Consider the following 18,869-nt stretch of genomic DNA (forward strand, 5'->3'; position numbering starts at 1 on the left):
GACGGCTCGGTCGCACTCGACCTGCTGACAAACGACACCGACCTGGATGGCGACAAGCTGTCGGTCAAGTCGATCAACAATGTTGAACTGACTGGCGAAGCACAGACCATCGCGGTTGCTAACGGCGTGGTGAAAGTGACCGCCGAGGGCGGGATCAGCTTCGAGCCTGCGGAGAACTTCAACGGCGAAGTAACCATCAGCTACGAAATCAACGACGGCCAGGGCGCCACCGACGCGGCCATCGCGACAGTCACGGTGACTCCGGTCAACGACGCGCCTGTGGCGAATGACGATACCAAACTGAGCACCGAAGAAGACACGCCGCTGACCATCGATGTGCTGGACAACGATACCGACGTCGATGGCGACACCCTGAACATCACGAAAGCGACCGTCCCTGCCGAGCAAGGCACCGTGGCCATCGACGGCGGCAAGCTGGTGTTCACGCCGGACGAGAACTTCCACGGCACCGCCACCATCAGCTACGACATCAGCGACGGCCAGGGCGGCACCGACAGCGCCACCGCGATAATGGAAGTGACCCCGGCCAACGACGCGCCAGAAGCTGAAGACTTCACGATTTCACCTACGGATGGAACGCCTGTTGGGGTTGTCTTTAATTCGGATGATTCAGCTAAAGATCATATCTCTGATGTGGATGATGGCGATGACGCTCAGCTGAAAATTATTATCACCGACTTACCAGATAATGGAACTTTGTTTTATACCTATACCGATTCTGACAATAAGGTTCAGGTTCGTGAAGTAACTGATGATGACTTGAATAACACCGAATTTGAAGCAGACTCGATTACTTACCAAGCTTCTGAGGAAATCTCAGGTTCACCATTCTTACTGGGTGTTAAAGACGCGCCTTCTGATGATACCGGACCATCAACAACCGATTTCTATAATTGGGGAGAGCCAGTCGGAACCGATGGTCTGGTTCGTCAGATGACATTAGTGAATGGAGATGTAATTACTATTTCCTCTAATAGCGAAGAATTAGCTCAGTATCGCGGCGGCAATAATACTGCCCACATTGGTCATGGTATCGGTGATAGCGATGGTTCGGGTATAGAACCTGGCGAACTAATCACAATTGATTTCAGCCAGAACCCGGTTGCAAATGTTAAAGTCGGCCTTGATGGATTAGGTGGTTTATTCGAAGCTGGCGACAATAATGCGGCTCTTATTATCGTTCATTACGCCGATGGTTCGTCAGAAAAAATTGAATATCAAAAACCAGCAGATTCATCTGGAGATACTGGCGTATTCCAAGAACTTGAAATACCCGGTAACGGTAAACAGATAGTATCATTAGATTTTTCTACTAAGTCTGAAGGTAACTGGGAACTACGCTATGTTGAAGGCACTCCGGCATCAGATGAATTTAAATATAAAGCAGTCGATCCTGACGGGCTAGAAAGTGAAGAGGCTACGGTCAGTATTGATTCATCTCAACTCGATCTAGAACCAGTAGTACCAGCAGGGAAAGTCGACCTTGGGACAAGTAGTGAAGATGACGTTGTTGCGCTTAATCTGGAACAGTTACTTTCTGGTTCGTATGATCCTGAAGGAAATGAACTGAAAATCTCTGACTTAACTGTTGATGCCACCTTTGGCACAGTTGAAGTGGTTAAAGACAGTAACGGGCATGTTATTTCTGCGTACTTTACTCCTAAGGAGCATCAGTCTATCGACGAAGTCGTATTTAACTACGTGGTGACTGATGGTGTGAATAGTAGCAATGTCCAAGCAACTCTAGAAGTGGCTCCGGTCGCGGATGGTGTTCATGTATCAGCTGAGCTATCAACACTTTCGACCAATCCGGTACAAAGTATTTTGGATCTAGTCAAAAGTGAAATTGCTGGCCGTACGCCTACCGGGTCAAATAATGGTACGGGTAATGAAGATTACATAAAATCTCCGAATAATAACTGGGTAGAGAGTTATAGCGGCAATGATATTGTTGAGCATGGAGACGGTGATGTCTTACAAGTGCTCGCTGGCAGTGGCGATGATATCGTAATCGGCGGTGCAAGCAATATTGATTATCTAAAAGGCGAAGATGGTAACGATATCCTCATTGGCGGTATCGGCTCTTCATCTGTTACCTTACATGGTGACTCGGGGAATGATATTTTAATTTCACAAGACGCCTCTATTGCATCAACAAGTTATTATGGTGGCTCGGATACCGATACCGCTTATCTCCAAGGTTCAATATCAGATTATACATTTACAACCGATGGTTCCCCTGACTTCATGTTGACACATAGTTCATCGAATGGACGTCATGAATTTTATAGTATCGAAAATGTCTATTTTGATAATGGACACTACCAAGTCATTGATGGCGATTTAGTTAAAGTATCGGACCTATTCGAACTCAATATTGACGTTGACCTGATTGATATCGATGGTAGTGAAGTATTTACCGATATTATTATTTCGGGCCTGCCTGACGGTGGTAGCTTAAGCGTCGGTACAGTACTGGCCGACGGCACGTGGTCAATACCTAAAGAACAACTAGATACCGATGGCAAACTGACTGTCACTGTTGAAGCCCCTGTTAGCTCCAATGGAATAAAGCTGACCGTTACCGCTGGCTCTGAAGAAATTGACGAAAATGGACAGTCAGTTGGTGATGCTAAGTACAACGAAACAGATGTCGGTTTTATTGCTACACCGGCGAACCCTAACGGTGATAATACCGTGGAAGGCGGCCGTGGTGATGACGTATTACTTGGTGATACCGGCGGCGTTGTTGTTTCTGTCCAACCAGGACTTGATTACAATATCGCTCTCGTTATTGATACATCTGGCAGTATGGACTATTTCATCAAAGACATTGATGGAAAGTACATTCAAAACGACGATGGTTCGTATATGCGCCGTATTGATATGGTCAAGGAATCGTTAACGAGTCTGGTAGAAGACTTAGCGGACCATGACGGTACTATCAATATCAAATTGATTGATTTTCATTCTGACAACTATTTAGATCCGGCTCCTCAAGTCATTAATTTGAATTCGACAAATCTTCCAGATTTAATCGCTCAAATTGACTCACTTTACGCAGATGGCGGGACAGATTATAAACCCGCACTTGAAGAAGCAATCTCTTGGTTTAATTCTGATAAGTTAAATAATAATGCTGAAAACCTTACCTTCTTCCTGACGGATGGCGAACCCCATCCGAGTACACTAGAGGATTCTTTAACAACATTTAGTCAACTCAGTAGTAATAGTAAAGTGATGGCTGTTGGCATCGGTGGCGATATCTCTGATAACTTATTGAAATTTTTCGATAATACAGATATTACTAATTTGGAAATTGTAGAAGGATTAATAACATCCGAAACGGTAACGGAATACAACCACGGAATTTTTGGTTCGCAGACAAGCTCAACTTGGTACGGTGAAGTTTATACGACAGGTCGTGATCTAATACTCAAAGATTATGGTAGTGGTATACCGGTGAAATACCAATCTTCGTCAATATCAGTCGATGCAGGAGAAAGCGTAAACTTTGAATTTTCTATTAATGGCCCTGAATCAATGTCTTGGTCGCTGCATAATAATAACACTGGGAAAGTTGTTGATAGTGGCTACGGAAAAGGCACAATTACGACAGAGATGGTTCAGCAGGGAAATTATTATATAGAGTTCTCATTTGATTCAGTGAAAAAACATACTAGTTGGAGTTCTGTTGATTACATCCAACAAAATAATCTGACACTAGCACCGGCAGGCCAAGTAGAAATTGTCGATAGTCCTGAAGACCTTCATGCTGCTTTACAAGGCAGTAAATCAATATCTGAACTCGCAGATATGGGTAATGACATCGTTACCGGTAATGAAGGGAATGATATTCTATTCGGTGACTCCATCAATACCGATGAACTTCCGTGGAGCGTCGACGGGAACCCAGAACGTCCAGAAGGCTTAATTGATGGTTCTGGTATGTCAGCACTTGAAACATTCCTAACGCTGGAAAATGGTGTTGAACCTAATAGTGTTGAAATTTATGAATACATAAAAGCGCACCATGAAATATTTAACGTTGCTGGCGACACGCGTGGTGGCGACGACACATTAATCGGTGGGGCTGGCAACGATATTCTTTATGGCCAAGGCGGCAATGACGTTCTTGTCGGTGGCTCAGGTGACGACCTCTTATATGGTGGCCAAGGCCATGATACCTTTGCATGGGCTGCCGGTGATACGGGTACGGACACTATCTTTGGTTTCAATGTCAATGAAGATAAGCTCAATCTTAGCGATCTGCTGAAAGATGCAACAAATGATACGATTGACAATTTTATAACCATCACAACAAGCGATGAAATCACCCAAACCACAATCAATATTGATGTCGATAATAACGGTGAAATAGATCAGAAAATCGTTCTTGATGGCATTGATTCGTCAACACTTGAAAGCAAGATTGGTATCATCACTAATGGGCTGCTTACCCACGATGGTCAAAATCTGGTGCTGCATCCTACTGAAGCTTCACATGATATATCGGTGTTCCAGTCGATGCATATTGATCTTCCGGATGATACCCAATAGTAACGAATGAACAGACCTCGGGTGCTGGCCTTTCGGCCGCACCCTTTTGTTGCGTCTTTAAATGAAAGCGAGAAGTAGTAGTGACAGCAACAGCAACCGCTGAAAAAATAAAACCGCAGTGGAGTATTTCGCCTTCGGTGCAGACCACCGAGGACCCATTACTCGATTGCCTGGTGCTATTAACTGAACATTATGGCAACCCCTGCTCTGGTGATGCTTTAACGGCAGGCTTGCCGCTTTCTGGCGCGTGGTTATCCACCGATCTGTTGCCACAGGCGGCAGCAAGGGCAGGTTTAACGGCCAAGCTTATTCGTAAGCCGCTGGAGCAGATCTCCCCTATCCTTCTGCCTTGTGTGCTTTTGCTCAAAGACAAGAAAGCGTGCCTGTTGCGAGAGTTGGATCTCGCCAATAATAAAGCCGTGATCCAATTGCCCGAGAATGGTGGTGAAAGCGAGCTGGCACTTGAAGAGCTGGAAGCGCTCTATGTCGGCTACACCTTTTTGATCAAACAGCAATACCGCGGTGATCAGAGCGTTGATATCCACCAGCACAACCAGCAAGGCCATTGGTTGTGGCAGATGGTTAAAGATGCCAGCCCGATCTACCGCGATGCTTTGCTGGCATCAGTATTCGTGAACCTGTTTGCGCTGGTTTCACCGCTGTTCATGATGAATGTCTATGACAAAATTGTGCCGAACCTGGCATTCGAGTCATTGTGGGTACTGGCAAGCGGTGCCGCAATCGCGTTTACGTTTGATTTCATCATGCGCCATATGCGTAGCCATCTCATCGATATCGCCGGGAAAAAAATCGATATCATTGTCTCGAGCCGGCTATTTGCCAAAGCCATGGGCTTACCGCTGGAGAAAAAATCCCCTAGCGTTGGTGCAATGGCAAAACAGCTGAGTGAATTTGACAGTGTGCGCGAGATGCTCACGTCAGCCACGATTACTACCCTTGTCGACCTGCCGTTCGCCCTGCTCTTTCTTACGATTATCTATCTCGTTGCTGGCGATCTGGCTATCGTTCCCCTTGTTGCCGGAATGATTATTATCGGTTATACCCTCTTCATTCAACCGCGATTAAAAGCCGCCGTTGAAGAAAGTAATAAATATGCCAGCCTCAAACATGGCCACCTGATCGAAAGCCTGGCAGCCATGGAAGCCATCAAATCTAACGTCGCAGAAGGTATTGTACAGCGTACCTGGCAACAGATGATTTCCCACACGGCTAACTGGCAATTAAAGGTAAAGAAGATTTCAAATTCAGTCTCTTACCTGGCAACCTTTATTACCCAGCTCACCGCCATTGCGGTAGTGATCCTCGGGGTTTACCGGGTTGCCGACAATGCCATTTCAATGGGTGGGATCATCGCCGCCGTTATGCTATCAAGCAGGGTCGTTTCCCCCATGGCCCAGCTGGCCGGCCTGCTAACCCGTGGCAACCAGACCATGAGTGCGTTGCGTCAGCTCGACACCATCATGAATGAAGAGGATGAGTTTGCCGACAAGGGCCACCTGATCAGCCGCAAACGACTGACCGGCCACATTCAGGCAGACAATATTAACTTTGCCTACCCCAACACAGAAAAACCCGCTTTGTATCCGATGTCACTGACGTTTAAGGCCGGTGAAAAAGTCGCGATTATCGGCAAAAACGGATCCGGTAAAACCTCAATCGCCAAGCTCATGGCAGGCTTATATCAGCCCGGCCAGGGCAGCCTGCGTTTCGATGGTATCGACAGCAAGCAGATCCACCCTGCCGATTTACGCCGAAATATTGGTTACCTGCCGCAAGATATCACCCTGTTTCACGGCACCATTCGCGACAACATCATGTTTGGCACCCGTCAGGTCACCGAGCACCAGCTGATCCGTGCGGTTCAATTATCCGGCGTGGCGCTGTTTACCGCGCAAGATTCTGAAGGGCTTGATAAACAGGTTGGCGAAAGAGGGGAAGCACTCTCTCGTGGCCAACGCCAGTCAGTAGCACTCGCTCGCGCTATTTTAAACGACCCCCCGATCCTGCTGATGGATGAACCGACCGCCAGCATGGATGCCTATGCCGAGAAACAGTTCATCCATGCCATGGACAGGGCTGGTCGCGATCGCACTCTCATCTTAATTACCCATAAAATGTCTCTGCTGCAATTGGTTGATCGTATCGTAGTGATTGAACGGGGACAGATCTTACTGAATGGAAAAAGGGATGATGTACTGAAAAAGCTCAGTGCCGGAGTGAATACCGGAGGTAGCAATGAATAAGTCATCAGTTCCAGCAGAGCTGGATATGACGGATGACGTCTACGGCGCCATGATGATCGATTCACCATTGGGCCACCGCTTGTTAATCCGAGTGATTGCGGTGATGGTCGTTTCATTTCTGGTCTGGTCATTCTTTGCCCAGCTTGATCTGGTCACCCGCGGTAGCGGCAAAGTGATCCCCTCCTCACAGATCCAGGTTATCCAAAGCCTAGATGGCGGAATATTGCAAGCCATGTATGTCAAAGAAGGCATGATGGTCAACCAGGGGCAACCACTGGCACGTATCGATGATACCCGCTTTCGCTCCGATCTTGCCCAGCAGGAAGAAGAAGAAGACAGCTTGCGAGCCAATATCATACGGCTTCAGCATGAACTCGCCAGCATCGAGATCTCATCACGGGCAACAGAGTGGCGCCAGCAGGTAAGGGTGATCCCCCAGCCGCTGATCTTTCCGGCCGATCTCACCAGAGGCGACCCAAAAATACTGGCGCGTCAGAAAGCCGAATATAGCGGCCGTCTTGATGGCCTGATCAACCAGTTAGAGATTCTGTCCAGACAAATTCTGCAAAAACAACAAGAAAGCCAGGATCTGACCTCCAAGATAAAAACCTTGAAAAGCAGCCTGCAACTTATCACCCGCGAATTGGAGATGACTCGCCCGCTTGCTAAAAAAGGCATCGTTTCAGCAGTCGACATGCTCAAGCTTGAGCGTGAGGTCAACGACATAAAAGGCGAGTTGTCATCACTTTACCTGATGAAGCCAAAAGTCAAAGCAGCATCTGATGAAAGTATTCTGAAACGCCGAGAAGCGGTATTAACCTATAACAAGGAAGTACGGGCCGAGATGAATGAGCTTGATAGCCGTCTGGCTCGCCTGACAGAAGCCCAGGTCGGCGCTCAGGATAAAGTCGATAAGGCGGTGATAAGCTCACCGGTTAACGGCACGATAAAAACAATACACCTCAATACGTTAGGCGGCGTTGTTCAACCTGGCGTAGACATTATCGAGATAGTGCCAACTGAAGATCAACTGCTTATCGAGGCAAAGATTGCGCCGAAAGATATCGCTTTTCTTCACCCCGGCTTACCCGCCGTGGTTAAAGTCACCGCTTATGACTTCACCCGCTATGGCGGCCTTGACGGTACCGTCGAACACATTAGTGCCGATACCACTCAAGATAAAGAAGGCAACAGCTTTTATCTGGTCCGTATTCGCACTGAGGTTTCAAATTTAGTCAAAAAAGATGGCACGACCATGCCAATTATTCCGGGCATGTTGACTTCGGTCGACATCATCACAGGTAAACGCACGGTTCTTGAATATATTCTCAATCCGCTATTAAGAGCTAGGGACACCGCGCTGAGAGAGCGCTAAATAATAATGATAATGGAGAAAAATCAATGAGACACCATGTTCGCCAGGCGCTAAGGAAAAGCATGACAGCTCTGGTCGTGGCATCTGTACTATTACCGGCCTCAGCCCTCGCTCAGACTCTCGAGCAGGCCGTCGCGTATACGTTAGATACCCACCCGGAAATTCGGCAGGCTTTCAACCGTTTCAAAGGCAGTGAAGAGCAAGTTAACCAGGCCTTTACCGGTTACTTACCAACGGTAGATCTCACGGCAGGTTATGGCTGGGAGCAGACCGACAGCCCTTCAACCCGTCGTCAGGCACAAACTTCTGATGATGATGACAAGATTGATCTTGACCGTCGTGAACTGGGGATCAGCCTGAAACAAATTCTGTTTGATGGCTTCTTTACCAGTAGTGAAGTCGGCCGTTTTAGTAATGAAGCCAGCTCTGAGCAGTGGCGGTTATTCAGCACAGCTGAAGACACCGCGCTAGAAGTCACCAAAGTCTATCTCAACTACATGCAGGCTCAGGAAGTCGTTAAGCTGTCGGAAAAAAACTTGGCTAATCACCAGGAAATTTACGAACAGATCAAAGAAAAAACCGAATCAGGATTGGGGTCAATCGCGGATCTTTCACAAATAAAAGGCCGCTTAGCTCGGGCGAAATCGAACCTCGTCTCAGCGAAAAACAACCTGTTTGATAGCAGAAGTCAGTATCAGAAAGTCGTCAACCGTACGCCCGATGATGTGATTTTGCCCATTCCGGACGCAGTGATGATCCCTGCCAGCCTGGATGAAGCGCTCAAATGGGCGCAAGAAAGTCATCCAACCCTTAAAGCCGCTAATCGTGATATTCAAGCCGCAAAATATGAGCGCAAGTCGGCGAAATCGAACTATTACCCGCAGGTCAGTCTTGAACTCTCCGGAAACTGGGATGAAAACGTAGATGGCGTCGATGGCAGCGGCATAACCTCAGATGTCGGTGGTGAAAGCAATGAACTACAGGCCATGGTAAGGCTGAGATATAACCTGTTTTCTGGCGGAAAAGATCAGGCCAGAGACAGAGAAGCCTCCTATAAACTCGGAGAAGCCACTGAACTGCGTCAGCGTGCCTATCGCGATATTGTTGAAGGCACTACCCTGGCCTGGAATGCCCGCACCTTTGTTAATGAACAAAAGCTATATCTCCGCGAACATGTCGTTGCAGCAAAAGAAACGCAACAATCTTATACGCAACAATTTAAGATTGGCCAACGAACATTACTTGACTTACTTGATTCAGAAAATGAGCTATTTGAAGCCCGTAAAGACTACCTTAGCGCCGAATTCGATGAAATCACGGCCCAGTACCGGATCCTCAATGCGACGGGTCAGCTACTCGGTGCACTTCGGGTCACCACGCCTGAAAGCTGGCTTGGCGAAAATCAATATGAAGGAGGGGTACGCCAATGAATGGGTCTAAGCCAATAAACATGTGTCTTGCCGTTATCGCCGCACTGCTGCTTGCCGGATGTGCCAATAATGACATTATCGCGATGGATACCCCGACCGAACAGGTTCATGACTTGCAAGATATCGATCGTGACGGGGTGATCAAAGCCAGAGAAATGTGTGCAGAAACCTTAAATGGTGCCCAGGTAAACAATGATGGCTGCAGTAAAGTCAAAGCTATTGCAGAGCGACGTGAACTAAATATTCTGTTTGCCAATAACTCGTCTTATGTTTCACCTCGTTACTACGGACAAATCGATATACTGGCAACGTTCATGCGTAGCTACCCGGATACTCAGGTTACCATTGAAGGGCACTGCAGTAAGATTGGATCTCATGAGAAAAACATGATTCTTTCTCAGCAACGGGCTGATGCCATTGCCGAAGCGCTTGTTGCAGAGTTCGGTATTGATCGCCAGCGGGTAAAAGCGGTCGGCTACGGCTTTACACGTCCGGTCGATCCCACCTTAAGTGAAGTGGCCCACCAGCGAAACCGCAGAGTCATTGCCGAAGTCACGGGAAGCAACAAGGCTACGGAAATGAGATGGGATATCTATACGGTCGATCAACAGCCAGAAGAATAAAATGTCGACTTATCCGGGCTTGCTGATAAAGCGGCCCGCCAATGACAATATTCATATGAGTCATTGATGCTTTTTTATCATTAACGCCAATACCTTGTAATAAGTATTACCGAATCATGCTGGTATCGAATGTATCCGAACCATGCGGCATACATTCTGAACTTGGAATCTTGTTTTATATGTCTATTTTTAAACAGTTTTACTCTCTGCTTCTGGGACTTTTTCTGTTAGTGGTTATCGGTCTCGGCTATATACAATTTACAGAGATCCGAGAGCTTCTAGCGCACCAGATAGACTCTGAGCTTAACAATACCAGCCAAACCTTAGCAGTTACTCTGGAACCAGCCTTAGAAGCCGGTGATTCAGATCGCGTTGAAACACTACTCCAGACTTTATTTACAAGAGGCAACTACCAGGAAATCACTTTAACCTGGGTGGTTGACGGCCACCAACAAAGCTGGAAAGACACCGATGCAAACGTTGGCGCCCCGGCTTGGTTTACGGATTTGGATCTCTTCACCGTACCAGAAGAAACCATCATGATCCGCTCCGGTTGGATGGATCTGGCTGAACTGAAAATGATGACTCGAACTGATGTGGCAAACACTCAGCTCTGGGAAATAGTCAGAAATAGCCTGATCATATTTTGCGGCCTATTTTTCTTGATTGCTCTACTCGCCCAGTTCACCCTAAGCCGTTTGTTACGTCCTCTCACTGCCATTGCATCCCATACTCGTCAAATTGCTGAGCATCAGTTTGATGCACCGTTACCGGTACCTAATATACAAGAGCTTCGCCCTGTTGTTACCGGGATCAACGACATGTCGAAACAACTCCAACAGAACTTTCTTATCCTCAATGAAGAGGTCATCACCTTGCGGGAAAATAACCTTATTGATAAGGTTTCAGCCCTGCCAAACCGCCAGTACTTCATTGATCGGATCAATAGCTGGATGGACGAACCGGGAACGGGGGCCATTTTTCTGGCTAAATTCGATTGGTTACAAGAACTGCATAATCAGCTTGGTTTTCAGATAAGGGATGACACCATTCACTTATTGTCGCAGACTCTTAAGCAGAAGCTAAACCAGACATCAAATACGGTCGTCGCCCGGATAACCGACTCTGAGTTTGCTTTCTTGTTCACCCAACAAGAACACCAGCAACTGCAAAAACAGCTGCATGTCCTGATCCAAACGATCAACCAGGAAACCAGTAAAGCGGGTTATCAGCCAAACCACGGTTTTGCCATTGGTATCAGTGAGCGCAGCAATCAAAATTCAGCCTCCGAGCTATTGGCCCAGGCCGATAATGCACTACAGCAAGCCATTCAGGGCAACACGGTTTATCACTGGTTCGAAAATCATCAACAACGGCTTTTCTCCAAAGCGCAGTGGCGTGACATATTAAATAACGCGCTTACCCACCAGCAATTCAGCTTTCGCTGGCAGCCTGTGCATTACCACCATGACGGCACCATTCTTCACCAGGAAATTTTCTGCCAGTTAAAACATGACCAACAACATATCGCTGCCAGACACTTTATGCCCCATATTGAAATGCTGGCACTAGGGGCAGCCTTAGATCGGTGTTTAATTGAGTCTCTGCATAAAAACGACATTCTAAAACAAAGCCAGACCCCGGTAGCGATTAACCTTACGGCGCACAGTATTACCGATCCTGACTTCCGGGATTGGCTGGCCAGTTATTTGGCTCGTTCACCGTATACAGGCAAACTTCTGTTTGAACTGCCTGAGTCGGCAATTTATGCCAATCAGCAGGCTTGTGAGCACCTGAGTGAAATATTCAAGACTACCGCTGCTCAATGGGGGATCGACCACTTTGGTCGCCAGCTAAGTTCGATGGACTATCTGCAGTCGCTGCACCCAAGCTATGTGAAGCTTGATCAGTCTTTTGCCGAAACCAAGGATAACCATCATAAAGGCGAGTTATGCCGGGCCCTGATCAATATCGCGAGAGGCATGGAGATTAATGTCATCCTGACAGGTATTCAGACCAGTGAGCAAGTTGATTATGCCACTACACTCAATACTTGTGCATATCAGGGTTTCATCGCCCCACCCGTCGATATTACTGAGCTAGAACAGGAATATCGCTAGTTTCTCGATTCGAGTACCTCGTTTCTTATTTCTTGCCCATAAACAAAAAAGCGCCTTTCGGCGCTTTTTTAGAAGACTGGATATCAGAAGATCATCTTTTAGAAAATCATGTACGTCATGATCAGCGCATCTTCACGCCCGTTGTCCGCTGGATAATAACCAACACGGCGATTAATTTCATTAAAGCCGATGGCTTCATACAATTGGTAGGCACGGGTATTACTGGCACGCACCTCCAGCCAGATCTCTTCGGCATTACGCGCTTGTAACGCCTCAATAAAACCTTCTAGCAATACCTTGCCATAACCTTTGCCCTGACAGGCCGGATCAATGGCAATATTCAATAAAGTCGCTTCACCTGCCACATTCTGGCCAAAGCAATAGCCAATCACCTTCGTATCGGCCAGTAAGACAAAGTTAGCGGCAATTTTGTTGGGGGGGGTACGAATTAACGATTCAGCCCATGGAAAGGCGTGAGCCGCCTGTTCAATGCGCCAGACATCATCATGGTGCTGTGGTTCGAGAGGTACAATTTTATGTGTCATATGAACAAATCTGCTGCCATAAGGCTTTTTTAGTCGCCGGGTTAGAGTGCATTGCTTTTAACGAACAAGATGTCAGTACCTGGCAACCTGCCGGGTGTACACCCTGACAGCCTGCAAACCAACACCAGACTAAATGGTGCTCTCCCACTTGCTCCAAGGCTTCAAGTGGTAAAGCCAGAGCCTGCGCTGGTGTCAGCTTCATGCTGCTCAGAATGCGGCCAAACAGCCAGCTATCGTGTTCATCCAGTTCGTCGGGCGTAATGAACAGCAATTTGCAACTTTCGGGCAGATCAATGACCGGTATTTGCATCTCAGGAAAAAGTTCAGGTTTTCGCACCTGCCAGTAGGTTAGCCCCATTTCCTGCAAGACCTGAATATCACGCTGCTTCATTCAATTCCCGTCGTAAATTGTGTTATATCAATTGGTATTACCATCCGGATATTACAGTTCAGAGAACTCGGGGCAATACTCAACGACGCCTGATTTACCGGCTAAGGTATCCGGTATCAACTCCAACACCATGAACGCGTCTTCCGGTGCCGGCCAACTACACCGCAATCCGTGATCCGCCGCTTTTTCAAACCCGACTTGCGGGTAGTAATCACTGTGGCCGAGTACCACTATAACCGGATAATCAAACTCAATCAGGATGTTTTTCGCTTCTTCAATCAGGGCCTTACCTATCCCCTGACGCTGATACTGCGATTTTACTGCCAGTGGTGCCAAACCTTGCCAGCGGTCATCTTGTCCTTCAACCGTTACCGGGCTGAAGAACAGGTGACCAATCACTTCCCCTTCATCACTGCAGGCCACCAGCGATAATGTCCGACAGCTGTTTTCCCGTAGCTTCATCACCAGATTTGCTTCGGCTTCAGTCTCGAACACCTCTTTGAGCAATCGGTCTATAGGAAGAATATCTGCTGGCGCTTCGGTTCTAATGAGCATTAATGACCTCTTTATCAACATCTGCGTCCTGCATCCCTTTCTGGATGAAATCGGCTGATTGCTGTAATAAATATTTAAGGGGTGCCGGCAATGAATCCAGATCAATACTATCCATCAGGTTTTTCACTTCCAGTCCCAGTTCGGTATCTCCTTCGATACGAAGACGACGTTGGAAAAACAACGTATCCGGATCTTCTTTGCGTGCAACTATCAGCACTAAGTCATTACACTCACCACTGAAGCTTACATCTTCCTGCTCAACCTGATCAGATACAACCAGTTTGTCATCCTGATAACTAATATACCAGTGCAGCCCCAGATCTCTGACTTCGACTTTTAGCCAGCGCTCATCGAGAAATTCAAAATCACCATCTTCGAGGGCTTCTTTGAAAACCAGCGTTAAGCCTTCTAACATCATTTTCTTCTGAATCGTAAATGGCGTCAGTTTCGCCGGAATACGCAGTAACGCCGGGCCGTGTTGAACCATGTGCTTTCGAAGTTGGGCTATCACTGTTGGTCTTTTCCTATCATTATCGCATTTAATACCTGATTGTATGGCAACCGAGGCAAGCGGTTTTATGCCTTGAGTCAAAAAAAACGTTTCTCTCGACGCAAAGTTTGGAATTATGCCTTGCTCACGGGTTATATTAAAGAGCGCGGCGGAGGAATTACCACAATCGAATTCTATCGCCACAATTCTATCGCTGTTCAACTGACGGCTAGTTTGCCCAACAACAAAGAGAAAGCGCAAAGTCTATCGATATCAATGTGCTTTTTCTCTGTGAAGATTGGACGAAACAGCAATAAGATAAATGGTTACACTTAACCCGCATACGGAATACGGTGCTTTAATGCCGACAGAGCAACTCAATTACTGGTTCCCTCTGCTCACAGACAACAGTCCGTTTCTGTTTGCAGTGCTAGACCAAGATCATAACTACCTGGTGGTAAATAATCGCTATTGTGAAGTCAGCGGTCTTCGACGTGACGAGCTGGTCGGGCGCAACGACAAAGAAATCCTTGGTCAGGCCTACTATAACTCGTTACGCCCCTATTATGAGCGCGCATTCAGTGGCGAGTCCGTAGAAGGCGAAGTGGTGTTAGATGACAACCGTCACGACACCAGCATGCATTTCAGCATTTCTCCTCTGCGTAATCGCTCAGACGATATTCAGCATATTGTTCTGCACTCTGCCGACACCTCTGAGCGACAGATACTGGTCAATACCCTAGAAGAACTCGAAAATCAGCTGTACCAGCTTAACGAGCTGATCGCTGATGGTATCTGCATTATCGAAAGCAGTACGATTATTACCGCTAACGCAGCCGCTGCAACCCTGTTGGGGTTTGAGTCATCAAAAGAATTATTAGGTGAAGATCTCGGCCGCCTGCTGATTGACAGCCATAGCCAGCGTATTTTAGGTGAACAGTTACACCAGCAGCCAAAAAATGGACCGCGAAAATGCCATACCAGCCCGCGCTGCTGCAGCGAACGCCCACTACTGGTGTCGACCTCCGACATCACTTTGCTTGGCTCACCCGCCACTATTGTCATGCTGAAAGATGCTTCTGAACACATCGTTCAGCAAGGTCAGATCGAACACCTGGTTCATACCGATCCACTGACCGGTCTCTATAATCGCCATGGTTTCAGCCGCCGGTTAGAACAGCTGATTGCCCATGAAACGCCGTTGGTGATGCTGTATTTGGACATTGATAACTTCAAGAATATCAATGATTCTCTAGGCCACCATATTGGTGACCGGGTGCTGCAGGAAATCTCCCAGCGCCTGCGCCGTTTATTACCGGAAAATGCTATTCTCGGCCACTTGGGCGGTGATGAGTTCGGTGTGTTAATTCCGGATCCTGAACATGACCGTACCGGCGATTTGATTTCTGATCAGATCATCGCGTTGGTCAACCAGCCGTTTGACCTTCATCATTTCAGTAAACACCTTGCCTGCTCTATCGGCATGGTCACCTCTCCCGGCAACGGCAGCGATGCCCGACTCCTGCTGCAAAATGCTGATACGGCGATGTATGAAGCAAAGAACCGGGGTCGAAACCGCTTAGTCAAGTTCAGCGAAGCCATGAATAAAGAAGCCAGAATGCGTTTATGGCTGGAAATTGAACTACAAAAAGCATTACAAAACAACAAACTAGAAGTCTGGTATCAACCTAAAGTCAATGCCCGGGATTTTGCTATCGACGGCGCGGAAGCGCTTGTGCGCTGGAAGCACCCGGTTGAAGGCTATATCAGCCCAGCCCAGTTCATTCCGGTCGCTGAACGCTCCGGTTTGATCGAACAGGTAGGCCGGGTGGTGATGCGAGAAGTCTTTACAACGGTACGCCGCTGGAAACAGCAAGGGATCTTACCGGGCCGGGTCGCCATCAACTTATCTCCGCAGCAGTTTGGTAATCCTAACTTAATTACCTTTGTCGAGAAGCTGCAAAAAAGTATTGGCGTCAATCCCAATGATATTACCTTCGAGCTAACAGAAAGCGCGGTAATGAGTGACGGTGAGCACACCATCCAGATGCTCAATGGAATAAAGAAGCTCGGGTTCGCCCTCTCTATTGATGATTTCGGTACCGGATACTCCTCACTTTCTTATCTGGCTCGATTCCCATTGGATGAACTCAAAATCGACCGGGCTTTTATCAATGATATCGATACTGTGCCAAAACAGATCACCCTGATAGAAAACATCATCAGCCTGGGTAAGGCTCTAAACATGAGTATTGTTGCAGAAGGGGTCGAAACCCATCAGCAGGCAACGCTATTATCGAACCTGAACTGTGACTATATCCAGGGTTTCCACTTCTACCGCCCGTTACCGAAAAACGAACTGGAAGCGATTTTGGTGAAGAACAGCCGCCGAAAGGATTAGTGAGATATAGTTCATAAAAAATTCGTCCTAAATCTACCAAACCTGCCCAAAGTCAAAACAAGGGGGCAACAAGCCCCCTACTATTTGTTCCACTACTTTCCATTCCACACCGGTAGAAAAATATATGGAGCTACTTTGCCCCGCAGGTAACCTTCCAGCGTTAAAGACTGCGATTGATAACGGTGCAGATGCGGTGTACATCGGCTTTAAAGATGACACCAATGCCCGCCATTTTGCAGGCCTTAACTTCACGGGTCGTAAACTCGAAAAAGCCGTACAGTATGTTAAAGATCACAATCGCAAATTGCATGTTGCTCTGAACACTTTTGCTCACCCTGACGGTTTCAACCGCTGGAGCCAGGCTGTCGACAATGCCGCAGACATGGGAGTTGATGCGTTAATTGTGGCCGATATCGCCGTGCTGGAGTACGCCGCGACAAAATATCCGGATCTGGAACTGCATTTATCCGTACAGGCTTCCGCAACTAATACGGCCGCCATTGATTTTTACCAGCAAAATTTTAATGTGAAACGAGTGGTTCTGCCGCGCGTATTATCCATTCACCAGGTTAAGCAGTTAGCCCGTAATACCGATATGCAGCTCGAAGTGTTTGCCTTTGGCAGCCTGTGCATTATGTCGGAAGGACGCTGCTACCTGTCATCGTACATGACGGGTGAATCACCAAACACGGTGGGTGCCTGCTCACCGGCTAAATATGTCCGCTGGCAAGAGACGTCTCAGGGGCTGGAATCTCGCCTTAATAATGTGCTAATTGATCGCTATAAAGAAGGCGAAAATGCCGGTTATCCAACCCTCTGCAAAGGCCGTTTTGATGTCAGCATAGAAGGTGAGAATAAACGCTATCATGCGTTGGAAGAGCCAACCAGTTTGAACACCTTGGAAATATTGCCTGAACTGTTTGCAGCCAATATAGCATCAGTCAAAATAGAAGGTCGCCAACGTAGTCCGGCTTATGTCGAGCAGGTGACAAAAACGTGGCGTGCCGCCATTGACCATTACCTGGCAGACCCTGAAGGCTATCAAGTCGCTCCCGCCTGGAACGCCTGTCTGGGTAATGTCTCTGAAGGCAAACAAACGACTCTTGGTGCTTATCACCGTAAATGGCAATAAAAGGAGCAAATAATGCAATATTCACTGGGTCCTCTGCTCTACTTCTGGCCAAAAACAGATGTCGAGGCGTTTTATCAGCAAGCCAAAGATGCCAATAGCGATATCATCTATTTAGGTGAAACTGTGTGCTCCAAGCGCCGTGAAATGAAACCGGCTGACTGGTTTGAAATTGCTAAAGATATTTCAGCAACCGGTAAACAAGCCGTGTTGTCGACCATGGCATTGCTGGAGGCCCCGAGCGAAGTCAATGTGATGAAAAAGTACATTGATAATGGTGACTTCATTGTTGAAGCCAACGATGTTTCGGGTATTCAGCTCGCCCATGAAAAAGGAGTTCCTTTTGTCGTTGGCCCGGCAGTTAACTGTTACAACGCCCAGACCCTGAACCTGTTCTTGAAAAAAGGGATGGTGCGCTGGTGCATGCCGGTAGAGCTGTCTCGCGAATGGCTGCAGAACGTCATGACTGATTGCGAAAAATTGGGGATCTACGGCCAGTTTGAAACCGAAGTGTTCAGCCATGGCTACCTGCCATTAGCCTATTCCGCCCGCTGCTTTACAGCCCGTGCTGAAGACAAAGCAAAAGATGAATGTGAAACGTGCTGTGTTAAATACCCCAACGGTATTACTGTCAACAGCCAGGAAACACAAAAAGTATTCACCCTCAATGGTATTCAGACCCAGTCAGGATACTGCTATAACCTGATCAATGATCTGAAAGGGATGCAAGGGTTAGTTGATGTCGTGCGTTTGAGCCCGCTCAGTATTGATACCTTAGGGTTAATCGATACCTTCCGCAGCAATGAAGAAAGTACTATTCGTCATCCGCTGGAGGATGGCCACCATTGTAATGGTTACTGGCATAACCTGGCAGGCATGAACATCGAACAGCTGAACTGAACAAGTTAATCCAACATAGTATAAAGAGAAAAAAGCCGCGAACATCGCGGCTTTTCAGTCTGTTT

General features: G+C 47.4%; 13 protein-coding genes. 9 read left to right on the forward strand and 4 right to left on the reverse strand.

Features of this window, described 5'->3' with window-relative positions; translation table 11 throughout:
- From R3289_RS13130 to R3289_RS13155, 6 genes are all read left to right on the forward strand, one after another.
- The coding region (locus tag R3289_RS13130; protein ID WP_318926100.1) for a tandem-95 repeat protein at nt 1–4,581 on the forward strand (4,581 nt) is incomplete at its 5' end.
- Between the two features lie 80 nt (nt 4,582–4,661).
- Entirely contained in the window at nt 4,662–6,845 is a 2,184-nt protein-coding gene (locus R3289_RS13135) for a type I secretion system permease/ATPase (RefSeq protein WP_318926101.1), read from the forward strand.
- A complete protein-coding gene (locus tag R3289_RS13140) occupies nt 6,838–8,220 on the forward strand; it encodes an HlyD family type I secretion periplasmic adaptor subunit (protein WP_318926102.1) in 1,383 nt (460 codons plus the stop codon). Before R3289_RS13135 ends, R3289_RS13140 begins: the two co-directional genes overlap by 8 nt.
- A gap of 26 nt (nt 8,221–8,246) precedes the next feature.
- Complete coding sequence (locus R3289_RS13145) at nt 8,247–9,650, forward strand: TolC family outer membrane protein (protein ID WP_413466700.1); 1,404 nt, start codon at nt 8,247–8,249, stop codon at nt 9,648–9,650.
- On the forward strand, nt 9,647–10,273 hold the full coding sequence (locus R3289_RS13150) for an OmpA family protein (RefSeq protein WP_318926105.1): 627 nt from the start codon (nt 9,647–9,649) through the stop codon (nt 10,271–10,273). Before R3289_RS13145 ends, R3289_RS13150 begins: the two co-directional genes overlap by 4 nt.
- A gap of 179 nt (nt 10,274–10,452) precedes the next feature.
- Nucleotides 10,453–12,393, forward strand: coding sequence for an EAL domain-containing protein (locus R3289_RS13155; RefSeq protein WP_318926106.1), 1,941 nt, complete (start codon nt 10,453–10,455; stop codon nt 12,391–12,393).
- Between the two features lie 98 nt (nt 12,394–12,491).
- Here R3289_RS13155 and rimI read toward each other — a convergent pair whose 3' ends face one another.
- From rimI to ubiT, 4 genes are read right to left on the reverse strand one after another with little or no spacing between them, the layout of a single operon-like run.
- Nucleotides 12,492–12,938 carry a ribosomal protein S18-alanine N-acetyltransferase gene (gene rimI, locus R3289_RS13160; protein WP_318926107.1) on the reverse strand — a complete coding sequence of 149 codons (447 nt, stop codon included), beginning with the start codon at nt 12,936–12,938 and terminating at the stop codon, nt 12,492–12,494.
- Nucleotides 12,928–13,329, reverse strand: coding sequence for a DNA polymerase III subunit psi (locus R3289_RS13165; RefSeq protein ID WP_318926108.1), 402 nt, complete (start codon nt 13,327–13,329; stop codon nt 12,928–12,930). The genes rimI and R3289_RS13165 overlap by 11 nt, the downstream gene beginning before the upstream one ends.
- Before the next feature lie 51 nt (nt 13,330–13,380).
- On the reverse strand, nt 13,381–13,884 hold the full coding sequence (locus tag R3289_RS13170; RefSeq protein WP_318926109.1) for an N-acetyltransferase: 504 nt from the start codon (nt 13,882–13,884) through the stop codon (nt 13,381–13,383).
- Nucleotides 13,874–14,395, reverse strand: a complete 522-nt coding sequence (ubiT, locus tag R3289_RS13175) for a ubiquinone anaerobic biosynthesis accessory factor UbiT (protein WP_318926110.1) — start codon at nt 14,393–14,395, stop codon at nt 13,874–13,876. The genes R3289_RS13170 and ubiT overlap by 11 nt, the downstream gene beginning before the upstream one ends.
- Nucleotides 14,396–14,735: 340 nt before the next feature.
- On the opposite strand from ubiT, the gene R3289_RS13180 reads away from it, so the two are divergent.
- The 3 genes from R3289_RS13180 (at nt 14,736) to R3289_RS13190 (ending at nt 18,804) form a co-directional block, all read left to right on the forward strand.
- Nucleotides 14,736–16,775: an EAL domain-containing protein gene (locus R3289_RS13180; protein ID WP_318926255.1), complete on the forward strand. Its 2,040-nt coding sequence runs from the start codon at nt 14,736–14,738 to the stop codon at nt 16,773–16,775.
- A gap of 124 nt (nt 16,776–16,899) precedes the next feature.
- Entirely contained in the window at nt 16,900–17,907 is a 1,008-nt protein-coding gene (ubiU, locus tag R3289_RS13185; RefSeq protein WP_318926111.1) for a ubiquinone anaerobic biosynthesis protein UbiU, read from the forward strand.
- Between the two features lie 12 nt (nt 17,908–17,919).
- Entirely contained in the window at nt 17,920–18,804 is an 885-nt protein-coding gene (locus R3289_RS13190; protein ID WP_318926113.1) for a U32 family peptidase, read from the forward strand.
- Nucleotides 18,805–18,869: the final 65 nt, after the last annotated feature.

Source organism: Photobacterium sp. (assembly GCF_033720175.1).
Classification (GTDB): domain Bacteria; phylum Pseudomonadota; class Gammaproteobacteria; order Enterobacterales; family Vibrionaceae; genus Photobacterium.

What these genes read in the sequence shown, in the direction of transcription:
- ubiU (WP_318926111.1), top strand. Translation starts at nt 16,900, where the DNA reads ATGGAGCTACTTTGCCCCGCAGGTAACCTTCCAGCGTTAAAGACTGCG.
- rimI (WP_318926107.1), bottom strand. Translation starts at nt 12,938, where the DNA reads ATGACACATAAAATTGTACCTCTCGAACCACAGCACCATGATGATGTC.
- R3289_RS13155 (WP_318926106.1), top strand. Translation starts at nt 10,453, where the DNA reads ATGTCTATTTTTAAACAGTTTTACTCTCTGCTTCTGGGACTTTTTCTG.
- R3289_RS13165 (WP_318926108.1), bottom strand. Translation starts at nt 13,329, where the DNA reads ATGAAGCAGCGTGATATTCAGGTCTTGCAGGAAATGGGGCTAACCTAC.
- R3289_RS13150 (WP_318926105.1), top strand. Translation starts at nt 9,647, where the DNA reads ATGAATGGGTCTAAGCCAATAAACATGTGTCTTGCCGTTATCGCCGCA.
- R3289_RS13180 (WP_318926255.1), top strand. Translation starts at nt 14,736, where the DNA reads ATGCCGACAGAGCAACTCAATTACTGGTTCCCTCTGCTCACAGACAAC.
- R3289_RS13170 (WP_318926109.1), bottom strand. Translation starts at nt 13,884, where the DNA reads ATGCTCATTAGAACCGAAGCGCCAGCAGATATTCTTCCTATAGACCGA.
- R3289_RS13145 (WP_413466700.1), top strand. Translation starts at nt 8,247, where the DNA reads ATGAGACACCATGTTCGCCAGGCGCTAAGGAAAAGCATGACAGCTCTG.
- R3289_RS13140 (WP_318926102.1), top strand. Translation starts at nt 6,838, where the DNA reads ATGAATAAGTCATCAGTTCCAGCAGAGCTGGATATGACGGATGACGTC.
- R3289_RS13190 (WP_318926113.1), top strand. Translation starts at nt 17,920, where the DNA reads ATGCAATATTCACTGGGTCCTCTGCTCTACTTCTGGCCAAAAACAGAT.